The sequence below is a fragment of the Marinilactibacillus piezotolerans genome, from assembly GCF_900169305.1.
In the GTDB taxonomy this organism is placed as follows: Bacteria; Bacillota; Bacilli; order Lactobacillales; family Carnobacteriaceae_A; genus Marinilactibacillus; species Marinilactibacillus piezotolerans_A.
The window spans coordinates 212836-232352 of the sequence record NZ_FWDP01000002.1 but is presented as its reverse complement, the minus strand read 5'-3'; the positions used below and the strand labels follow the sequence as shown (position 1 = coordinate 232352).

23 protein-coding genes are annotated in these 19517 nt (G+C 38.7%); 12 read left to right on the top strand and 11 right to left on the bottom strand.

What is annotated here, in order from left to right; translation table 11 throughout:
• Nucleotides 1-206: 206 nt before the first annotated feature.
• On the top strand, nt 207-629 hold the full coding sequence (locus tag B6F02_RS01105; RefSeq protein WP_080145558.1) for an RDD family protein: 423 nt from the start codon (nt 207-209) through the stop codon (nt 627-629).
• Between the two features lie 156 nt (nt 630-785).
• Nucleotides 786-1571 carry a glutathione-dependent disulfide-bond oxidoreductase gene (gene yghU, locus B6F02_RS01100; RefSeq protein WP_080145557.1) on the top strand — a complete coding sequence of 262 codons (786 nt, stop codon included), beginning with the start codon at nt 786-788 and terminating at the stop codon, nt 1569-1571.
• Nucleotides 1572-1662: 91 nt separating this feature from the next.
• Here the strand turns inward: yghU and B6F02_RS01095 are convergent, their stop codons facing one another.
• A complete protein-coding gene (locus B6F02_RS01095; RefSeq protein ID WP_080145556.1) occupies nt 1663-2415 on the bottom strand; it encodes a DUF4336 domain-containing protein in 753 nt (250 codons plus the stop codon).
• 214 nt (nt 2416-2629) lie between these two features.
• On the opposite strand from B6F02_RS01095, the gene B6F02_RS01090 reads away from it, so the two are divergent.
• A complete protein-coding gene (locus B6F02_RS01090; RefSeq protein WP_080145555.1) occupies nt 2630-3106 on the top strand; it encodes an anthrone oxygenase family protein in 477 nt (158 codons plus the stop codon).
• Between the two features lie 104 nt (nt 3107-3210).
• On the top strand, nt 3211-4011 hold the full coding sequence (locus B6F02_RS01085; RefSeq protein WP_080145554.1) for an SDR family NAD(P)-dependent oxidoreductase: 801 nt from the start codon (nt 3211-3213) through the stop codon (nt 4009-4011).
• A 78-nt stretch (nt 4012-4089) separates the two neighbouring features.
• On the opposite strand, the gene B6F02_RS01080 is transcribed toward B6F02_RS01085, so the two are convergent.
• From B6F02_RS01080 to B6F02_RS01065, 4 genes are all read right to left on the bottom strand, one after another.
• The gene (locus tag B6F02_RS01080) at nt 4090-4890 is read right to left on the bottom strand and encodes a MetQ/NlpA family ABC transporter substrate-binding protein (protein ID WP_080145553.1); all 801 of its coding nucleotides are present in this window, start codon (nt 4888-4890) and stop codon (nt 4090-4092) included.
• A gap of 11 nt (nt 4891-4901) precedes the next feature.
• The gene (locus B6F02_RS01075) at nt 4902-6101 is read right to left on the bottom strand and encodes a M20 family metallopeptidase (protein WP_080145552.1); all 1200 of its coding nucleotides are present in this window, start codon (nt 6099-6101) and stop codon (nt 4902-4904) included.
• 73 nt (nt 6102-6174) lie between these two features.
• Complete coding sequence (locus B6F02_RS01070; RefSeq protein ID WP_080145704.1) at nt 6175-6855, bottom strand: methionine ABC transporter permease; 681 nt, start codon at nt 6853-6855, stop codon at nt 6175-6177.
• 39 nt (nt 6856-6894) lie between these two features.
• Nucleotides 6895-7980, bottom strand: a complete 1086-nt coding sequence (locus tag B6F02_RS01065) for a methionine ABC transporter ATP-binding protein (protein WP_080145551.1) — start codon at nt 7978-7980, stop codon at nt 6895-6897.
• Between the two features lie 491 nt (nt 7981-8471).
• Here B6F02_RS01065 and B6F02_RS01060 point away from each other — a divergent pair, with 491 nt between their 5' ends.
• The gene (locus B6F02_RS01060) at nt 8472-9731 is read left to right on the top strand and encodes an IS110 family transposase (protein ID WP_080145550.1); all 1260 of its coding nucleotides are present in this window, start codon (nt 8472-8474) and stop codon (nt 9729-9731) included.
• 960 nt (nt 9732-10691) lie between these two features.
• Here B6F02_RS01060 and B6F02_RS01055 read toward each other — a convergent pair.
• A complete protein-coding gene (locus B6F02_RS01055) occupies nt 10692-11138 on the bottom strand; it encodes a hypothetical protein (protein ID WP_080145549.1) in 447 nt (148 codons plus the stop codon).
• A gap of 165 nt (nt 11139-11303) precedes the next feature.
• On the opposite strand from B6F02_RS01055, the gene B6F02_RS01050 reads away from it, so the two are divergent.
• A complete protein-coding gene (locus B6F02_RS01050) occupies nt 11304-12011 on the top strand; it encodes a YjjG family noncanonical pyrimidine nucleotidase (protein WP_080145548.1) in 708 nt (235 codons plus the stop codon).
• On the opposite strand, the gene B6F02_RS01045 is transcribed toward B6F02_RS01050, so the two are convergent.
• Nucleotides 12001-12234 (bottom strand): hypothetical protein, encoded by a 234-nt coding sequence (locus B6F02_RS01045; protein WP_080145547.1) that lies wholly within the window; start codon nt 12232-12234, stop codon nt 12001-12003. The genes B6F02_RS01050 and B6F02_RS01045 overlap by 11 nt on opposite strands.
• 402 nt (nt 12235-12636) lie before the next feature.
• Nucleotides 12637-13119, bottom strand: a complete 483-nt coding sequence (locus B6F02_RS01040) for a GNAT family N-acetyltransferase (protein ID WP_256864618.1) — start codon at nt 13117-13119, stop codon at nt 12637-12639.
• Nucleotides 13120-13255: 136 nt separating this feature from the next.
• On the opposite strand from B6F02_RS01040, the gene B6F02_RS01035 reads away from it, so the two are divergent.
• On the top strand, nt 13256-13543 hold the full coding sequence (locus B6F02_RS01035) for a DUF1294 domain-containing protein (RefSeq protein ID WP_306293706.1): 288 nt from the start codon (nt 13256-13258) through the stop codon (nt 13541-13543).
• Nucleotides 13544-13638: 95 nt separating this feature from the next.
• On the opposite strand, the gene B6F02_RS01030 is transcribed toward B6F02_RS01035, so the two are convergent.
• Both B6F02_RS01030 and B6F02_RS01025 read right to left on the bottom strand, forming a co-directional pair.
• Nucleotides 13639-14172 carry a dihydrofolate reductase family protein gene (locus B6F02_RS01030; RefSeq protein ID WP_080145545.1) on the bottom strand — a complete coding sequence of 178 codons (534 nt, stop codon included), beginning with the start codon at nt 14170-14172 and terminating at the stop codon, nt 13639-13641.
• A gap of 24 nt (nt 14173-14196) precedes the next feature.
• A complete protein-coding gene (locus tag B6F02_RS01025; protein WP_080145544.1) occupies nt 14197-15144 on the bottom strand; it encodes a UbiA family prenyltransferase in 948 nt (315 codons plus the stop codon).
• A 344-nt stretch (nt 15145-15488) separates the two neighbouring features.
• On the opposite strand from B6F02_RS01025, the gene B6F02_RS01020 reads away from it, so the two are divergent.
• A complete protein-coding gene (locus tag B6F02_RS01020; protein ID WP_080145543.1) occupies nt 15489-16466 on the top strand; it encodes a polyprenyl synthetase family protein in 978 nt (325 codons plus the stop codon).
• A gap of 70 nt (nt 16467-16536) precedes the next feature.
• On the opposite strand, the gene B6F02_RS01015 is transcribed toward B6F02_RS01020, so the two are convergent.
• On the bottom strand, nt 16537-17148 hold the full coding sequence (locus B6F02_RS01015; protein WP_080145542.1) for a S24 family peptidase: 612 nt from the start codon (nt 17146-17148) through the stop codon (nt 16537-16539).
• A gap of 191 nt (nt 17149-17339) precedes the next feature.
• Here B6F02_RS01015 and B6F02_RS01010 point away from each other — a divergent pair, with 191 nt between their 5' ends.
• From B6F02_RS01010 to B6F02_RS00995, 4 genes are all read left to right on the top strand, one after another.
• Entirely contained in the window at nt 17340-17561 is a 222-nt protein-coding gene (locus B6F02_RS01010; RefSeq protein ID WP_080145541.1) for a helix-turn-helix domain-containing protein, read from the top strand.
• 152 nt (nt 17562-17713) lie between these two features.
• Complete coding sequence (locus B6F02_RS01005; protein ID WP_080145540.1) at nt 17714-18142, top strand: hypothetical protein; 429 nt, start codon at nt 17714-17716, stop codon at nt 18140-18142.
• A gap of 289 nt (nt 18143-18431) precedes the next feature.
• Nucleotides 18432-18851: an Lrp/AsnC family transcriptional regulator gene (locus B6F02_RS01000; RefSeq protein WP_080145539.1), complete on the top strand. Its 420-nt coding sequence runs from the start codon at nt 18432-18434 to the stop codon at nt 18849-18851.
• A gap of 42 nt (nt 18852-18893) precedes the next feature.
• A complete protein-coding gene (locus tag B6F02_RS00995) occupies nt 18894-19397 on the top strand; it encodes an AAA family ATPase (protein WP_080145538.1) in 504 nt (167 codons plus the stop codon).
• Nucleotides 19398-19517: the final 120 nt, after the last annotated feature.

Below are 19517 nucleotides of genomic sequence, written 5' to 3'. Positions count from 1 at the left end.
ACAAAAGACTTTGATTTTCTGAATTTTTAATATACTATTAAAAGTAGCAAATGAGATTTTATGTAGTATAAGTGTTTTATCGACAACTACTTTACATACCTACAAACTTACCTAGGGGTATTCTATATAATACATAAATGATACTTTAAAATATTTCTCAGCAAAGGTAGATAGTATAAATAAAATTTCAAATTGGGGGAAGTTCTATGTGCTCTGAACTAGAAAGAGCAGGTTTCGGGATACGAATACTAGCAGCTATTGTTGATTCAATCATCATCGTTTTACCGATCGGCATGATGATCTATCTGAGCACTGGAGAGATATCAATCAATTGGACACAAGGACTAGCCTTTAATCTAACTTATCTATTTTATTTAACTTTTCTTCCTGTGTACTGGAATGGATACGTAATTGGTAAAAAGATCATGAATATAAGAATCGTAAAACTAGATGGTACGGATCTCAGCTTGTCTGATATGATTATGCGCGAAGTGATCGGCAGAGTCTTATTAGGCTATGCGACTTTTGGAGTAACTACGGTAATAAGCGGGCTGATGGTATTATTTCGTCATGATAAACGAGCTATTCATGATCTTTTAGCGGGAACCTTTGTGGAAAATGAGTTTTGATTCGCCTATTCCTAGAGTCGTTTGGTTTAATAAAAGATAGTTAATTTACTTAGAATCTATCAATCGAGAAGGGATAGTTTAGAAATCAAATATTAGAAAGTGGACGGCAAAATAGTAAATCAGTATACTGAAAGTAAATTAGAAGGAGTGGATAAAATGTCAAACTATGAAGTCCCTAAAGTTTGGGAATGGGATCAAGACGAAAGCAATCAATTCGGGAACCAGCCAGTAGCAGGAAGCCGTTTTGAACAAGAGCTGCCGGTAGGAGATAAGCCGCTGCAGGTTTATTCTCTGGGAACACCAAATGGAGTGAAAGTAGCCATCATGCTGGAAGAATTGAAAGAAGCCGGCGTTGAAGGTGCTGACTACGACTTATACAAAATCAATATCACTGAAGGTGATCAATTTGGGAGTGATTTCGTGAAGATCAATCCTAACTCTAAAATACCGGCTATGATGGATTACTCAGTGGATGAACCGATTCGTGTATTTGAATCTGTTTCGATCCTGCTTTATCTAGCTGAAAAATTCGAGCAATTCATGCCGACTACACTAGCTGAGCGAACAGAACTGATGAACTGGCTGTTCTGGCAAACCGGTGCTGCTCCATATGTAGGTGGTGGATTTGGTCATTTTTACAACTACGCACCAACTAAGCAAGAGTATCCGATCAACCGTTTTACAATGGAAACAAAGCGCCAGCTAGATTTGTTGGACAAGCATTTAGCAGGCAAAACATTCATCGGAGGCGATGAGTACACGATTGCGGATATGGCAATCTGGCCTTGGTATGGTCGTCTTGTTCAAGGAGAATTGTATGGTGATGCTGCGGAATTCTTGAAGGCTGATGAATATACGCACTTACTAGAGTGGGCTAACCGAATTCAAGAAAGACCTGCAGTTAAACGCGCACTGGAAGCAGAGTATAAAAACATTAAATAAGATTATATGGAAAAAGACTTCATACAGATCAGCGTAGTATACGTTCTGCATGAAGTCTTTTTTATGTTTAAACAGTAGATGAAGAAAGACTTTACGATTTCTCCAACCACTTGAATGCGCGCTCCAATTCTTGAGTCCCATTCTTATTGTACCAGCGACCATGAGCCAATATGACTTTCTCAGGTTTCCACTTCAGCATTCGAAGATAACATTGTCGCGCTTTTTCTTTCTGTCCTAGAAAAGTCAAGCGCATATCAATGGGAGTCTTTCCATCTGGATCTGCGATTCCAGCCAGCTTATAGGTGGATCGCCAAAGCCTGCTCGGTGTTCGTTCTAGTTCGAAATTTTCGATCAAATCGGTTAATATCAGTGTCTTGCTGGGGTTATGAAAGAAGACGACTTCTTCTATGACTCTGCTGCCTCTGAATATGAGTTGGTCAATGTCATTTGACCATTCTGCAGGCGCCTTGTTTTCTAAAGCACGGTCAAATTTCACAGTGATATTCTGCGACTGTGCGCGTTTTTCAACTCCTGGGCTCGACCAGGCAACAGCATGAGGATAGAGCTTTTTCCAGTCTTCAATATAGGCGTAATGAATTTTGTTTGGAGAAATCAAATGTTTTACTTCTCCGAGTGTATTGATTTCTTCTAATAACTGTTCATCTGGTTTGATAGGAGAGTGGCACCACAAATCTGTATCGTTCAATTTAACAATCGTCATTCGCGTAGGAAAAGGGATACCGACACCTGCTACGCGCATCTTAATGATTTCGCCGTCTGCAATCCAGATATTGTCTGCTACTTTCTTTAAGGTGTTCAAAGGTTCATAAATTGGGGTCGCCATGTCAGTCTCCTCCATCATATGTTTCATTTTCATTGGATTTGTTCGTGAATATATGTTCATTAACAAATAAATAAATGCTATAACATGAGTATAATACAAACTATACTGTTATAGGCAAGTTTCTATCTGTTTTACATAATTTCAATATAAAAAGCACACAGTTTAAACATTAGATTACTAAACTTATACCATAAACAAGTAAATGGAGGTAAATATGGAAATCTTAATTGAGTGCTTAGTTGTTTTCTCCTTGGTCGGTTCGGGGTTGGTAGCCGGAATGTTTTTTGCTTTTTCGAACTTTATTATGGAAGCTTTCGGAGTTTTGACTATATCTAACGGAATCGCTACTATGCAAGAGATCAATCGGAAAGTGGTGAATCCTTTCTTTTTCTTATTCTTTATGGGAACAGCGGGAACGAGTTTGGTGCTGATCATACTCTTCTTTGTTACTTCTTTGGACTCATGGATAGTTTTGACAGGGTCATTATTTTATTTTATCGGTTGTTTTCTTGTTACAGGAACAAGAAATGTACCGTTAAACAATCAGTTGGAAGCAGTAAATGCTGAAGATAACGGTAGTCAAGGTGTATGGGAGAGATATTTAAAGTCATGGACAATTTGGAATCACATTAGGACTGCGTCCAGTTTGATAGCTATGATCTGTTTTACCTTAGAAATATATATTCATTAAGAGCTCGTCCCATGTAATAATACAAAATATTAGATAATCTCTTTATTCTATGCAACAATTTAAATACGATTAACGATTAAATCAAGCTATTTAGGAGGAGAGTCATGTCTATTTATTCATCTGATGCATTTAAAGGCCAACATGCTTTAGTTACAGGCGCTACCGGAGGGATCGGTCGCGAGACTGCAAAAGTACTAGCTTCTATGGGTGCCGATGTTACGATCACAGGAAGAAAAGAAGAAGTTTTGAACGAATTAAAAGAAGAAATTGAAAAAGAATCGCCGAATGCAAAGGTACTGCAATATGTTGCTGACTTGACCGATACAGCTGACAGAGAACAATTAGTTCAAGCCGCAGAAGAAAAGTTTGGACCGGTTTCCTTATTAGTGAATTCAGCTGGGATGACTGGCGGAGGCATTTTGGAAGAGCTGACCCAAGAAGAGCTGGAGCGCGTGATGCACTTAAATCACACTGTCCCGATTCTACTAACGCAAAGAATTTATAAAGCGATGAAGAAAGAAGAAAAGGGCGCAATCGTGAATGTTTCTTCTCTTTCCGGTATAAGAGGGACATATGGCGGGACGGCTTATACGGGATCTAAATTTGCGCTCAATGGATTTACCCAGTCATTTGCACTAGAAGCCATTGAATATAATGTCCGAGTCAACGGTGTCTGCCCAGGGTATGTAGATACTGAGATGGGAAGAAACGGCATCCGTTCTAAAGGAGAACGAGAAGGTCACAGTTTTGAAGAACAATTCAAAATCGAAAGCGAAAAACTGCCGTCCGGACGTATCACGAATGCAATAGAAGTAGCGAATACGATTGCCTTTTTATTGTCAGATGCTGCAGAAAATATTGTGGGAGAAAATATCCTGTTATCTGGTGGATCTGTTATGCGTTGATAAATTGACTTTTTTTTAATACAAAAACAAAGAGAACCGCACATAGCTCAGCTATGTGCGGTTTTTGGTCTGTACTGCTTATTCCCAAACAGGAATAGAAGAGTTTTGTGTTGTTTCTGCAATGATTTCTTTTACTTCGTCTGTCTGATAAGCTTCGACAATTTGTTGATAGGTTTCGTTATCCGTGTCTTCAGAGCGTGCAACGATAGCATTGATGTAAGGTTCTGTATCGCCTTCAGCGGACTCTAAGAAAATAGCATCTTCTGATGGAATATATCCAGCGTCAACGGCCATTCCAACATTGATTACGGCTGCAGTTGTGTCGCTCAATGAACGTGCAGTCTGATTACTGGCAATAGCCACGATCTCCAGGTTCAATGGATTGCTTGTGATATCTTCAATAAGAGGATAGTTTCCTTTTTCTGGATCAACTTCAATCAACCCTGCAAATTGAAGCAATTTCAATGCGCGGCCTTCATTAGATGCATCATTTGGGATAGCAATCGTATCGCCTTCTTGAATATCGGCTACATCTTCTACCTGTTCAGAATAAATGCCTAACGGGTTCAAAGTGGTGTCTGCAATTGGTGTTAAGTCATTTCCAGTATCTTCATTGAAAGAATCTAAAAAGATAACTGTTTGGAACGCATTTAGATCAAGATCTCCTTCTGCTAGTGCTGTATTGGGTGTTTGGTAATCTGAGAAAGTGACAATTTCTAAATTAATTCCGTCTTCAGCTACTACATCACGTACATGTTCCCAAGCATCGTTATTTTCTCCTACGACTCCGACTTTAACGGTTTCTTCAGCGTTAGCTCCGCATGCAGCCAATAACCCTGCGCATAATAGTGTAAATGTTCCTAAAAATTTCCTTTTCATCTTTGTTTTCCTCACTTTGTTTTATTTTTTTTAAATTCTTCTTTGATTTTTGCAAGTGTTTCTCTGTCTTTTAATAACTTCAATCCTGAGAGAGCAAGTACTTTTGCTGATTTGATGAGTGCTTCATCTCCTAAAGGTGAAATAGCAGCTTCTCGGAACTCTTTTGTATGACCGACTAATGTATCTGGGCCAATCTTAAAGTGCGGGTGAGAAGTAGGGACTACACGGCTGACATTTCCGGCATCGGTTGAACCGTAAGATTTTCTTTGGGTATAATCAATTTCTTCTCCAACATTCAGCAATTCTTGTTCGAGGACTTTGTCCAATTCAGAATTGATGCGAAACTCATGTACTTCATTTTGGAACCGGCCGATTTCTACTCTTGAACCAGTCTGCAGAGCAGCTCCGCGAGCGACATCCTGAACTTTTTTAGAAACTTCTTCGGCCTCTTCCCAGGTTTCTGCTCGGATAAAGAATCGGGCTGCTGCATATTCTGGAATAATGTTGGGAGCTTCTCCACCGTCAGTGATGATTCCGTGAATCCGTATAGTTGATTTTAATTGCTGGCGGAGTGCATTGATTCCTGTAAAGAGCTGGATTACAGCATCGAGTGCATTAATGCCTTCTTCTGGCTGAGCAGAAGCATGAGCGGTTCGTCCAAAGAACTTGAACTCTAGAGGATCAACTGCTAAGCTCGGACCGGTTAGTCCCGTTCGATTTGCTGGGTGGACGATTAATGCAGCATCTACATCATCGAACAATCCTGCTTTCACAAAGCTGCCTTTAGCACTTCCGTTTGGCCCACCTTCTTCTGCGGGTGTTCCGTAAACGGAAACTTTTCCGCCAACATCTTTGATCACTTCTGAAAGTGCAATTCCTGCTAGTGTGCTTTGCGTTCCAATGGCGTTATGCCCACAAGCATGTCCGATACCAGGCAGTGCATCGTACTCTGCAAGAAATACGATATGAGGTCCAGTTTTTCCAGAATCTTTTGTTGCTGTAAAACCAGTCTGATGACCGGCAATATCTCTTGTGACGTTGAAGCCGGCTTCCTCAAGCAGGGCAGTCAGTGTTTTTTGAGCAAAGAATTCTTCATTTCCAATTTCTGGATTTGCTGAAATGATATGGCTTGTATCAATGAATTTTTTTGTGTTTGTTTCAATATAATCCGTGATCGTTTTTTCGAGTGTACCAGAAGTGATTGTAGTCATTTTTTTCTCTCCTTTAAGAATATTGTTTATCTAAATAGGTTGTATCAACAGTTTTTAAACAACACTGCATAAGTTAATGGGATGTTTTTCTGATCAGTACACGTCCTAACCATTGTGAAGCAAAAACGATTAGCATGATCAAAAGAGTAGAGACGACTGTAACATCCATCTGATATCGGTTATACCCTCTAGCAATCGCTAAATCTCCTAATCCGCCACCTCCGACTACACCGGCCATGGTGGTCAGACCAATCAAATTAATGATTGAAACAGCTGATACTCGAACAAGTGAAGGAAACCCTTCTTTTAAATAAACACCAAATATGATTTCAAGAGGAGACGAGCCCATTGATTCTGCTGCTTCTACAATTCCAGGATCCACTTCAAGTAAAGCATTCTCAACTTGCCGAGAGTAAAAGGGAATAATTCCGATAATAATTGGAACAATAGCGGCTGTCGTTCCGATTGTTGTGCCTACTATGAATCGAGTAAAAGGTGCCAGTAGGGCTAGTAAGATAATAAAAGGAACGGATCGACAGGTGTTGATGACTTGTTCAAGATAATGATAGAATTTCACATTTTCTAAAATACCTCTTCTGTTTGTAACGACTAAAATGATGCCAAGGATTATGCCGATAGTACCGGCAATAAGCGCAGCTACAAGGGCCATATAAATCGTTTCCCAGGTACTTTCAACGACTCGTTCGCGGATTTCCCATACATTCGGCGCAATACTTTCAATAAATTCAGTTATTCCATTCATAAGTTTTCTCCTTTTCTTATAAAACTGTTCCTAAACAACATACTCACGATTTAAAGGAACAACTTTTGCTTTTTCATTTGTTTGAACATGTTCCAACTCCTGAACATGAACCTGTTGAGATTCTAAAAATTGTGTAGCTTGTTTGATTTGTGTTGGATTACCGCTCAATACAACAATCAAATTTCCGATGGGTGTATCATGCAGAATTTCAATATTTCCGTATAGAATATTTGTTGAAACAGTAAACTTAGAATAGAGACTGGAGATTAGCGGTTCATTTGTACTTTCTCCAACAAATGACAGACGAGCAATGGTATCCTCTCTATTCAAGTTAAGCAAAGTTGGATGTTTAGCCAGTTTTGCCAATGCCTGGTCAATGTGAGTGGCTGTATTAATAAATTCCTGTGTTAAAGCGTTCTGAGGCTCTGTAAAAATTGAGACAACATCACCTTGCTCAACAACTGAACCGTCTTCCATGACGGCTACTTTATTGCAGATTTCTTTGATGACTTCCATTTCATGAGTGATAATGACAATAGTCAAATTAAGCTTTTCATTTAAATTCTTCAGCAATTCTAAAATAGATAGAGTCGTCTTAGGATCTAAAGCGCTCGTTGCTTCGTCGCAAAGCAAGACTTCCGGATCGTTTGCCAATGATCGTGCAATCCCAACACGTTGTTTCTGCCCACCAGAAAGTTGAGAAGGATAGACGTCATGTTTATCTGCTAATCCTACAAGGTCCAGAAGTTCTGCTACTTTTTTATGTTTCTCTTCGGCGGATAGCTTACTCGAACGTAAAGCATAAAGTACGTTTCCGGAAACGGTCCGGGCATTCATTAGATTGAAATGCTGAAATATCATCCCGATTTTCTTTCTTGCCTGACGCAGTTCTTTCGGATTCAAGTCCAGCAATTGTTTATCTCCTACTCGCACGCTGCCGTTTGTAGGCCGCTGCAGCAGATTGATCGTTCTGACCAATGTACTTTTTCCGGCACCTGAGTAACCGACTATTCCGAAAATATCTCCATTATCGATCTGAATCGTTACATCTCGTACAGCATGAATCTCTTTATGATCTGTTTTGAATTGAACATCTAAATTTTTTAACTCTATCATGTGTTATCCTCCTCGTATAATAAGTTTGTAGTTAAGAATTGTTCTTAACTTAGTTGATGGATTAACTGTTTGAAAGAATGGAGCTTTCTCCCCCATGGGGGAGAAAAATTTCAAAAAGTCGCTTTTGATGATCCATTCACTTTAGTTCTTTGATAATTAAATATCTTGGTTATCGCTTGGTCATTCCGTGCTGTTTCTGTGTAAAATAGAACTAGATGGAAGATGGTTCTAAATGGGATGAAGCTTTCCCCTCCTTGTAGTTCGACTACTCATTAAGCATGCTTCCCGTCACAATGTTGAGACTATTTACTCATAAGCTGTATGGCTTGGTTCTTGTGTCCGTTGGTCTTAGGAAACCTTCGGTCTTGGCAGCTACACAAGAAACGAGTTAAATACTTATGCTCGAGGTTAAGGCACGCATTGTGTTACAGGGATAGCCCGGAGTGACCAAGCTTACCTTCCAAATTTATAACGAAAGGGGGAACCCTTCCATGAAATTATTTGTCGGTTTAGACGTAAGTAAAGCGAAGCTTGATGCTTGTTTTCTCTTACGTGAAGATGATACCAATACGATTCTTTGGCAAGAGACAGTAGCGAATAGTGAGTCAGGCGCCACAATGATTAAAGATAAAATCCTTCGCTTTCACGAGGAGTTGGATTTTGACAAAATACTTGTAGGTATGGAAGCGACGGGTCAATACAGTATGCACCCGTCCCTATTCTTCTCAAATGATCCAGAGTTGAAACTGATTAACGTTGAAACCATTGTAGAAAACCCGCGGGTTATTCATCGTTTTTCTAAAGTCTGGACAGAAGAAAAGAATGATAAATTAGACGCCCAAATCATTGCAGAGTTTTTGACAACTGGAAAGCATACGAAATCTCAACCACGAGAAGAAAAATTCGTTGCTCTTCTACGTTTTACTCGTACACGCTATCAGTTGATTCGACAGATGACCGAAGCCCAGCAGCACTACGTGGAAAATCTTTATTACAAGTGCAACACTCTTTCGAGTGACTTAAAAGCTGAAAATATAAGCACGTCTGTGTTTAGTTCAACGATGATTCAATTAATGAATGGCGACATTTCAATGGCTGAGATTCGGACAATGAATAGCGTTGAGCTAGCTGCTTTACTTCAAAAGTTTGGACGAGGACGCTTTAAAGATCCTGTCAAATTAGCTAAAGTCATTAGAAAATCTGTCTCAGACTCTTATCGCTTAGGCAAATTAGCACAAGACAGTATTGATATCAATCTAGGTGTTCAAATGCGTGTTATACGTGGATTTGAACAAGAAATAAAAATCATTGATAAAGCCATTGAGAATATTATGGAAACCATCGATAGCGCCAAAACATTGTTAAGCATTCCAGGCATTGGACCTGTTTATGCCGCAGGCATTATCGCTGAAGTTGGTCAAATTGACCGATTTAACCATGAAGCTCAACTGGCAAAATACGCTGGTCTTTATTGGCCAAAACATCAATCTGGTAACTATCAAAAAGAAAAGACACCGATGTCTAAGTCAGGAAACCGTTATTTACGTTATTACTTAGTTCAAGCTGCCAACTCTGTAAGACGATATATTCCTGAGTATGAAGCCTATTACCAGAAAAAATATAAAGAAGTACCGAAAACACAACACAAACGAGCCCTCGTCTTAACTGCACGAAAATTAGTGCGTCTGGTGTTTGCACTCCTAAGCGATCACCAACTCTATATCGCAAGATCGGAGGCGATGGAGTCTTAAGAGAAACTATTTCTTAAGGACGACTATCCGAAGATATAAACCGAACGTATTTTCGAATACGTGGCGGTTTAGTTCAGTGTACCCTTTTTTATGAAAATAGGTTGTCATTTTAATCTATTCTCTTGACTTAACACCATAATGCTTATAATCTATACAGTTAATTGATTGAAAATAAAAAAAGCCCTTCGACCAAACAGCAAAGTGCTAACGGAATAGCTGGATGCTGTTTAGTCAAAGGACGAACGATGTTGTCGTGTAACCACCTTTATTTATAAGACTCTCACGAATCTTACCTCATTAAGTATAGTGGAAAAAAACTATACTTAAGCACGTTAACGGGCGCACCCGGAATTGCCTGGTCTATTACTAGACTCGGCAATCCACTTTTTGCTTACCTTATAAAATATAAAAAGGGAAGCAGGGAAGAGACCATATTCAATGTCTTTAAGCAAACCTGTTTTCAGCGATTACAGGCTCTCTGTTATTGCTTCAGGGGCATTTACTCATCTCTTAAGTGTTCAGTATAAAATTGTCAATAAAAAAAGTCCTTGAAAGAAATCTGCTGTATGCAGATCTCCTTCAAGGACGAAATCGTCAAATTCGTGTTACCACCTTGTTTTACAATGGAATCACTTCTCATTGTCTCAGCCAGTACGACACTTGTTTTAAAAAGTGCATAATACTGCGACACTGTAACGGGTGTGACCGTAACAAACTCATTCTCTCGAACTCATTCGTTCCGCGTTCGCTGGAAGTATAAAGCCTTCCGGCAATTAAAAGACCATTTTCCGACTGTTCCCTCTTGCCCCTTTTCACCAGACAGGGCTCTCTATGAAGAGTTTCCAAAAGTACTTATCTTTTACGCATTTTATTGTGCTGTTCTTATTGGTCATAACTATAGCAAGTGAAGGAGGCGGTTGTCAACAATAAATTTTAAAACTTTTGTATTTGGATTTTCAGTTACTGTAATAAGCTTGCGTGGAGAATGGAAATCGTATAGGATCCCTGTTCTTGGTCAGCGACTTTTTTGACAGACCAGACTGAGCCGACTAAAGTCTGGATTTCAGTTAGCTGCTGTTGCGTAACGGTCAACTGTTCCAGCTTCTTTTCATACAGTGTAAAGTCTGTTCCTTCCTCGAAACCGTATTTGATTCGCAGCAGATTTTTCAATCCATTGATCGTCAAGTAGCTGATTGCGTAAGGACCTTTTACAGCGTCAATATAGTTTTGTTCTTTTCCTTTAACAGATTCATTGAGTTGAGCGTAATCGTAAGATTGCTCAGTCTGCTTGAATTGATCCAGAGAGTGGTTTTCTATTGCTTGAACGAGCGCTTCTTTTTTTACCCCTTTAGATAAAAGGGATTCGAGCATGTAAGCATCCATTAAAGTGATCACAGGTATTGTCATAGTTCATTCTCCTTTATAGCGATTTTTGATTGAGGAATAAGGCATTTTGCTGCCTATTATAACATGGATCAGAAGTATAGAATCAATGGATTTTTAAATTCGCCACAGATTTCAATGTCAAACTTTGTTACAATAAAACAGACTTTGATTTTACGGAGGTAAACAATGAAAGAGAAAAAATTTTTGATTTTCGATTTAGATGATACAATATTTGATTTCAAAAAGGGAGAACAGGAAGGGTTAAGCAATATTTTTGCCGAGCATCCAGTTTCTGAAGTGACTTTTGATCAGTGGCTGCCTGTATTTAAAAAGGTAAACAGCAGCATTTGGAAGCAGATCGAAGAGGGCGGATCAGCAAAAGACTTGCTCAATACGCGATTTTCAACGACCTACCAAGCATTTGGTATTGAAGCAGACGGAACCTTACTTGAGCGGACTTACCGGAACTATCTGGATCAAAGTTATTTTGTACTGGAAGGTGCAAAAGCACTGCTGGATAGGCTTCAGCAGCAAGGATTTGTACTGATTGCCGGAACGAATGGGAAATCAAGTACGCAGAGAAATCGGTTAAAAGGTACCGGTCTTGCGGAAATGTTTGAGGATATTGTGATTTCTGATGAAATTGGTATCGCGAAGCCGAATCGGTTATTCTTCGAACAGATTCTGAAACGAAACAGTGGGATGACTAAAAGCAATACGCTTATGATTGGCGACTCTTTACGTTCGGATATCCAAGGGGCCATACATGCAGAGTTAAAGAATATCTGGTTCAATCCTTATGCATTGAAAAATCATACAAACATTCAGCCAGACGCTGAGTGCCGTACATTCCAAGAAGTGGAACAGCAGATCAAACAACTTTTTACTTTATAAGCCAATTTTTATTACGGTGAAAAAGCTTCGTGTAACCGAACTGGACGGTTTTAACTAAAGCATAGATACCGACACATAAAAGAAAGAATAAAAGGATGGTGTATGTAAGTTTTGCTGCTAAGATACCCTTTTGAGCATAATCGTTTGCAATGGAAGTGAGAAGAGAGATCGGGAATATCCATTTTTTTAACCGATCTATTAATTTGTCTTCTAGTTTACTCATCAGTGATTTCCTTTCTGTACTTTCGTTGTAAGAGATTTTGGAAGTTCGATAATCAGATAGCTGAACAAGGAAAAGATGGAGACGACGATGATAGCCAAGCCGCCAATGCTTGAATGCATCGTTTTATCCTCTAATAAAATAGTAAACAGCTCATAACCGACCCATTCAGTTGTTAGATGAATGGGTCACTGATGAAAAAGCTGAGTGCAAAAGGCAATATGAGGATAACAAAACAAACCACTACTTTGAATCCTAACAGATAGTTTAAGAAAGCTTTCATGGGAACGGCTCCTTCCAGTTCAGTATGCTTTATATTAATATTGTACTAAAACAAATAGTGGAACACAAAAAAATAAAAGACAGCTGACCGAGTACCTCCAGCTGTCTTGATCGATTCTTCTGCTATTCTGCCAGGTGATGCAGTGTTTCGCCGGCAACACGGTAGATGGTCCAGTCTTTCATTGGCTGAGCACCTAATGATAAGTAAAAGTCGATACTTGGTTTATTCCAGTCCAGACAGACCCACTCTAAACGGCCGCAGCCTCTTTCGACAGCGATGCTGGCTAATTGTTTCAAAAGGTGTTTGCCGTACCCGTTTCCTCGATAAATCGGGTCTACATACAGATCTTCCAGATAAATTCCTGAACGACCTAAAAAGGTTGAAAAGTTCTGGAAGAAGAGGGCAAAGCCAACTTCCTGCTGATCAACTACTGCAAACAGCACTTCTGCATTTCCTTTGTCAAAGAGCTGTTCTTCAAGCAGCTGCTCAGTTGCGATGACTTGATCGGACATTTTTTCATATACTGCCAATTCATTGATGAACTTCATAATCAACGGTATATCTTCTCTAACGGCAAATCTCGTTGTAACTTCTTTGTGACTCAATATTAACGTCCTCTCCATACTAGATAAGCATAGTATACAGAGGTTTCAGCGTGCGAACAAATGACGATCGATAATCATTCGACGCATTTCTTAATATGGTATAATAACCAGAATGTTTTAACTTAAGGAGGTAAAAATGGAATTTACTCTAACCATTTTACAGTTAATCACTTTAGCTTTTATAACAATGATGAATGGGTATACGTTCTGTCTCTTCTATATAGATAAAAGGCGTGCAGTAAGACGACAGTACAGAATTTCTGAAAAACACCTTCTGGTGGCGTCTTATTTATTAGGAGGGGTTGGGTCTTGGGTCAGTATGCAGGTTTTTCGACATAAAACACAGAAGCCCTTGTTTAAGTTTTCCGTTCCGCTTGCTGCTATGATAACAATATCGGTGGTAGTCTTTGTTTTTTACAGTTGAATATTTTGTCAAATGTTCGAATGAATGGGATAGATAAAAGACGATGAAATTCTCCAGTATTGCTAACGGAGAATTTCATCGTCTTTTTGAAAGCTTCAGACACGAATAAAGGTTAAATAAGTGAGTTGATTGAGTACGTAACAGCCTACTTGCCGCAGTTCAATCTCATTTTCAATGGGTTTGAATAGGGGAATGCCCTCTCCCAGCAGCATCGGTACAATGGTAATTTGATACTCGTCGATCAGATTATTTTGGATAAGCGGTGTGATCACAGATTGACCGCCTACGATCCAAATGTCATCGCCCGGGGACTGTTTTAGCTTGCTGACTAGATCAGTAACGTCTTCATCTGTAAAGTGAATCTTCTCACTAGAATCACCTGGTCTTGAGGTTAACACATAAGACTCAGCGTCAGCATAAGGATAAACATCTGGAGACAGTTCGCTGACAACTTGATCATAAGTTGTTCTTCCCATAATGACAGTATCAACTGATTTGTAGAATTCATCGTAGGTAGAATCTTCTTGTTTGTTCATGACATTCAGCTCAAGCCAATCGATTGAGCCGTTTTTCCTCGCAATATACCCATCCAGACTCATAGCAATAAACAAGACAACTTTTCTGGTCATGTGAATTCACTCCTTTTTTTATGTTTAAATCATCCTCCAAAGTACAGCGAACATAAATAAGATCAATTCAACAACTGTAAAGATTAAAAATGATTTAACAGAAGTGACAAAGGTTTCCGATTTTTCCTGTCTCTGATTAAATAATATGACTTGCTGATGAACATAAATCAGAGTGGGATAAATCATAACCATTATCCATGGCAGCCAGCCAAAAAGTATCGGTATAGCCAGCACAGCATAGCTGCCATAAGTGAGCCAGTTATACAACTGAATGCTTTTTTCTTTTCCAATATGGTAAACGAGCGTGAACCGATGATTTTCGATATCTTGCTTTAGATCGCAGATATTGTTTGCTAAAACTATATTTGAAATCAGCAGAATCTGCGGAAGCGAAAAGAAAAAGATGGCTAAAATAGCTTCCCAATTCCCCTGGAGAACAAAGGCTGTTTCTTGAAACCTCAGTGAAAGCAGCAGGGATTCTGGGTTATTTACATAAATAGCGATAAATATGATCCCGAAACCCAGTGGAGGACCGGAAAACAACTCTCCCAACGGCATTCTGGAAATCGGGATCGGTCCATACGTATAAGTGACAGCAATAACAGCAGACAGAATACCCAGCGGAAGTAAAGCAAGGTCTGTACGAATGACGAGGAATGCACCTAATAAAAAATACAGACCGAGCATGGCGAATATATATTGGACAACTAGTTTTTCTGAGATGTTTTCTCTGCCGATGATATTATGTTCCCGTTTAAAGGCTTCTGAAGAAGCTGTCTGGTAATCGACAATCACATTGATCGATGTAGTTGTAAAATCAAGCAGAATAGAGGCGATGAAAAAAACAACCGTATTCAGTAAATTGAAAGACTGAAAATAATAAAGTGACCAGAGCACGCCTAATAAAACCGGAAGCATGCTGGTAAACTTAGTGCGGATATCTACGAACCGCAGAAATTGAGCTATAGACATTTCTGACTCCTTTAAAGGTAAACAAATTTCTTTTCTTAAGTATACCAGACAAAATGAGGTAGACACTTTATATAGACTTATTAAATAACGAGTAAAATGAAATGTAGTCAATCTCTTAGACAACCCTGCTAGACAACAGTATAATAAGAGAAATACTAATAACCTAGTAACTATTCTGAAGGCATAAAAAACGGGTCTATTGACCGATTAGATGACTTTCACTATAAGAACAGATTTTTAGCTAAATGATCCATAAAATATTTAAGGAGCTGGGAAGTATTTACTGAATGCATATTAAGTAATCTATTTACTCTACATAAATTAAACAATAAGGCGGAGCTAGTGTGACTATCCATTTATTTTGGGATGATTATCCAACAGTTAAAGAAGAACTGATTCAGACAAAACAGTTGATTGAAAGCAATATTTTTATACGCAACCAGCAAGTCCATGAAGCGGCTAAAGACATTTTCATCCATAATGGGAAGATGGTGCGGCCTGCTTATGCCTTATTGTTCTCTAAATTAGGCCCAGCCAGTGAACAGCAGCGAGCGCAGTCGATCGCTGCATCATTGGAGATTTTTCATAATGCTACACTTTTGCACGACGATATCATTGATGAAGGCATCGTACGAAGAGGGCAACCAACTATTCAAGCCAGATATGGAAAGAAGTCGGCAGTATATGCAGGAGACTATCTCATATCCGTATGCTTTAGAATCACGCATCCTTATCGTCTTGAAATGGATGTGCAAGGACTGCTGACAAGAGCAATGGAGAGAGTGATTAGAGGAGAACTGCAGCAACTCGATCAGACGTATAATGGAGAGATGACGCTTAGACGCTACCTTACACAGATAAGAGGAAAGACGGCTGAACTCTTTGCCTTGTCTTGCTATGCTGGAGCTATGGAAAGCGGCCTATCTGTGAAAGCGCAATGGCTGAGCTACAGAATCGGCCTGAAGATCGGTATGGCGTTTCAACTGATGGATGACTTGCTGGAGTATACCCAGGAAGAAGCGGATTGGGGAAAGACGACATTTCAAGACATCAAAAATGGAATCTACACTGCACCGGTAATTTATACCATGGAACAGTCTCCAGAATTTTTCAAAAATCTGCTTGAAAAAGAAACCTACACAGACAAAGATGTGCAAGCAATCAGAACAGCCTTACATGATGCAAAAGGCATTGAAAAAGCCGAGAAACTGGCAGAGCGCTATACACAAAAAGCACTGGCACTGATCGAAGAACTGCCGAATGGAAAAGAAAAAGAAGAAATCAAGCGATTAACAACTACCTTACTAAAACGGAAAGTATAAAAAAGAAGCTGTCGCTTGGATGAAAATGACAAGCGGCAGCTTCTTTTTTGTTCATAAGTAGTAATAAGAATTAGTCATTTACAACGATGTAAACGACGATTTTTCCAAGGATTTGCAGACTTTGATCTGTTGCCTCGTATACAGAATCAATAAATTTCGGATCATGAGAGACGGGTTTGAATACTAAAGAATTGCCAATTTTATAAAGCTTTTTGACACTTTGCTTTTCCTGATAAGTATAAATCACAATATCTCCATCCGTTAACTTCATTAGCGGTTCTTCCTTGATTCCAATATAGGAGCCGCTGGGAATGATTTTATTAACCGTTTCTTCAACCATTTTTGTAAATAAAACATCTTTATCTCCAGCGTATTTACCCATAACGATATCAGGTAATTCTACTTTTTCAGTTGATGATGGATTCTGAATTTGAGTATGCAGATAGGAAGAATAGGCTACCGTACTCGACTCCATAACGAAATCTTCTTGAGTAATCAGACTTTCTGTAGAAATGCCGAGTCCGTTGCAGATCGTAATGACATTTCCCAGCTTGGCATTTGAGATCCCACGTTCCAAAATGGAACGAATCGTCGTATAAGGCAAGTCGATTGCTCGTGAAAATTCTTTGATCGTACCAAATCTTTGTAAGATTATACTCTTTAAATGATCTTCTCTTTTCATTCTCTTCGCTCCGTTTAATTAGGTAGTATTACAGTAACATACGAAAAATCGTATATCAATATGAAGCTTGTGAGAAGAGTAACGAATAAGAGTTGACAAGTGCGAAAATTCGTACTAATATGAACTTAATTGCTAAATATGTTATATGCAGTGGTCTTGTAGTACGAAAATTCGTATAAGGTGGTGTAAATATGCTTCATAATTTTGAAAGGATCCGAAAAGAAAAAGGTGTTTCTTTGGTCGATATAGCGGATTTACTACATATTCGGTACCAGACGGTTAGAGAGAAAATCAACGGAGAATCAGATTTTAAATTTGGAGAAGCAGTAAAAATAAAATGTACCTTTTTTCCTGAATACGATATTGAATATATTTTTAAAAGAACAGAAAGCAAATCAACTGGAAAAAAATGAATACGGTTAAGGAAGTTGTGCTATGAACATTGCCCTCTCATTTCATACCTTATTTATTCAACTTCCTAAAGATATAAGTATTAGAAGCAGGTATTGAACCATTGCAAATAAAATAGTGTATGGTTAAAATGTTTCTATAAGGGGGAGATTTAATGAAGTTTGGGGAATTAATAGAAGAAGACAAGCATAAAGTTTTCAGAACGCGTGTACAATGGCCAATGGGAGGCGTCTTTTTTCTGATGGCAACGATGCAGGTTCCGTACCAGCTCGTAAATATAGCAGTGGTTGCAGGGATTTGGCTTTTTTTATTCTTTTTTGGACAGAAGAATCATCGTAAAGACTATGGAGTCCCGCAATTATTAGCGGACAGTCTCGTTCTTATGGGACTATACATATTCTCCACATTTCTGTTTGCACCGCTGGCATCATCAGTGACGGAGAACGCAGTGCAAGGGTACTGGTCGACTATTATAGTCACTTTAATATCTGGATTATTGATTTACTTGCTTTGGTATCTCTTTATAAAGATCCAGTTCAGAAACTCCAAAGAGGTTAACTGGAAAGTCAAAAGTGTGATATAAATAAAATTAAATAAAAAGCAGCTCGCTGCCTTGAACTGATTAATTAAGTTCGGAACAAATCTACTAGAAAGAAGGTTTGTGCCGAGCTTTTTTGGCTTTTGTTAGAATGTAAATGGATTTTTTGTAATATTCATAAGTCGTGCAGCGTTCATCTGAGTTCCACTTTCTTTATGACAACGCCTCGTTTTGTTTTATTATGATTCTATTCTATAATAGTCTAGACGCTATTTAATAATGAGAGACTCAATCATATAAAAACTCTTACTAGATTAATGAAAGGAATAAAAAAATGATAGATGAAACCGACAGGCTCATACTGAAAGAACTCAAAAAAAACGGACGCATCAGAATGAAAGAACTAGGAGAAAAAGTTCATCTGACCGGACAAGCTGCTTCAGATCGAGTGGCCAGATTGGAACAAAAAGGAATTATTAAAGGGTATACGGTAGAAATTGACCAGAACAAGTTGAATAAATCAGTTTTTGCTTTTATAACGATTACGATGAGAAATAAGGATCACCGTACCTTCTTCACTTTATTAGAGGATGAAGAAGAAACAGTAGAAAAGTATTACAAAATCAGCGGCGATGGATGCTATATGCTGCAAGCCCGCTTCACGAACATTGAAGAACTAGATGATTTTTTGACTAAAATTGATCAGCACGCTACTTACAAAGTCGTTTTAGTTATTAAAGAAACAGAATTGTAAGGTCGCAGTGAACAGTTGAATCATTAGATAGGAGAGAGTGTGATGGAGCGAGTGCTAGTTATTGGTTGTCCAGGTGCAGGGAAATCAACGTTGTCTAAGAATCTGGCTGATGAACTGCAACTGCCGCTTATTCATTTAGATCAAATAAACTGGGTTGATGACCATGCAACAATATCAAAAAATGAATTTGATATTGTATTAGATAAAGTGCTGAAGGAATCGTTTTGGATTATTGATGGAAATTACAACAGAACACTGGAAAAAAGGATTCAATACGCTGATACAGTGATCTGGTTGGATTTCCCCAGATGGATTTGCTTGTACCGAGTACTTAAAAGAGCCGTATCAGGAAAATTAACAAACACACATAAATACGGTAATCCTAATACAATCGAGAAGGGATTTTTAACGTTTATTTGGAAGTTTAATTCCAATAATCGACCGATTATTCAACAGATTTTACATAAATATCCTGATAAGTACCTAGACATACTCAGAAAGCCATCTCAAGTAAGCCGGTATAAGGAAAAGATTAAAATAGGTTAGAGTTCTCTAATTTAAAGAATGGGATATAGCTGGAATTTATTCGTAAAAATAGTAATACATTCAGAGGTTTTTCTCAATGAAGGTTAAGATTCTCCGACCATTAAAAAGGTTTTTGCTTTA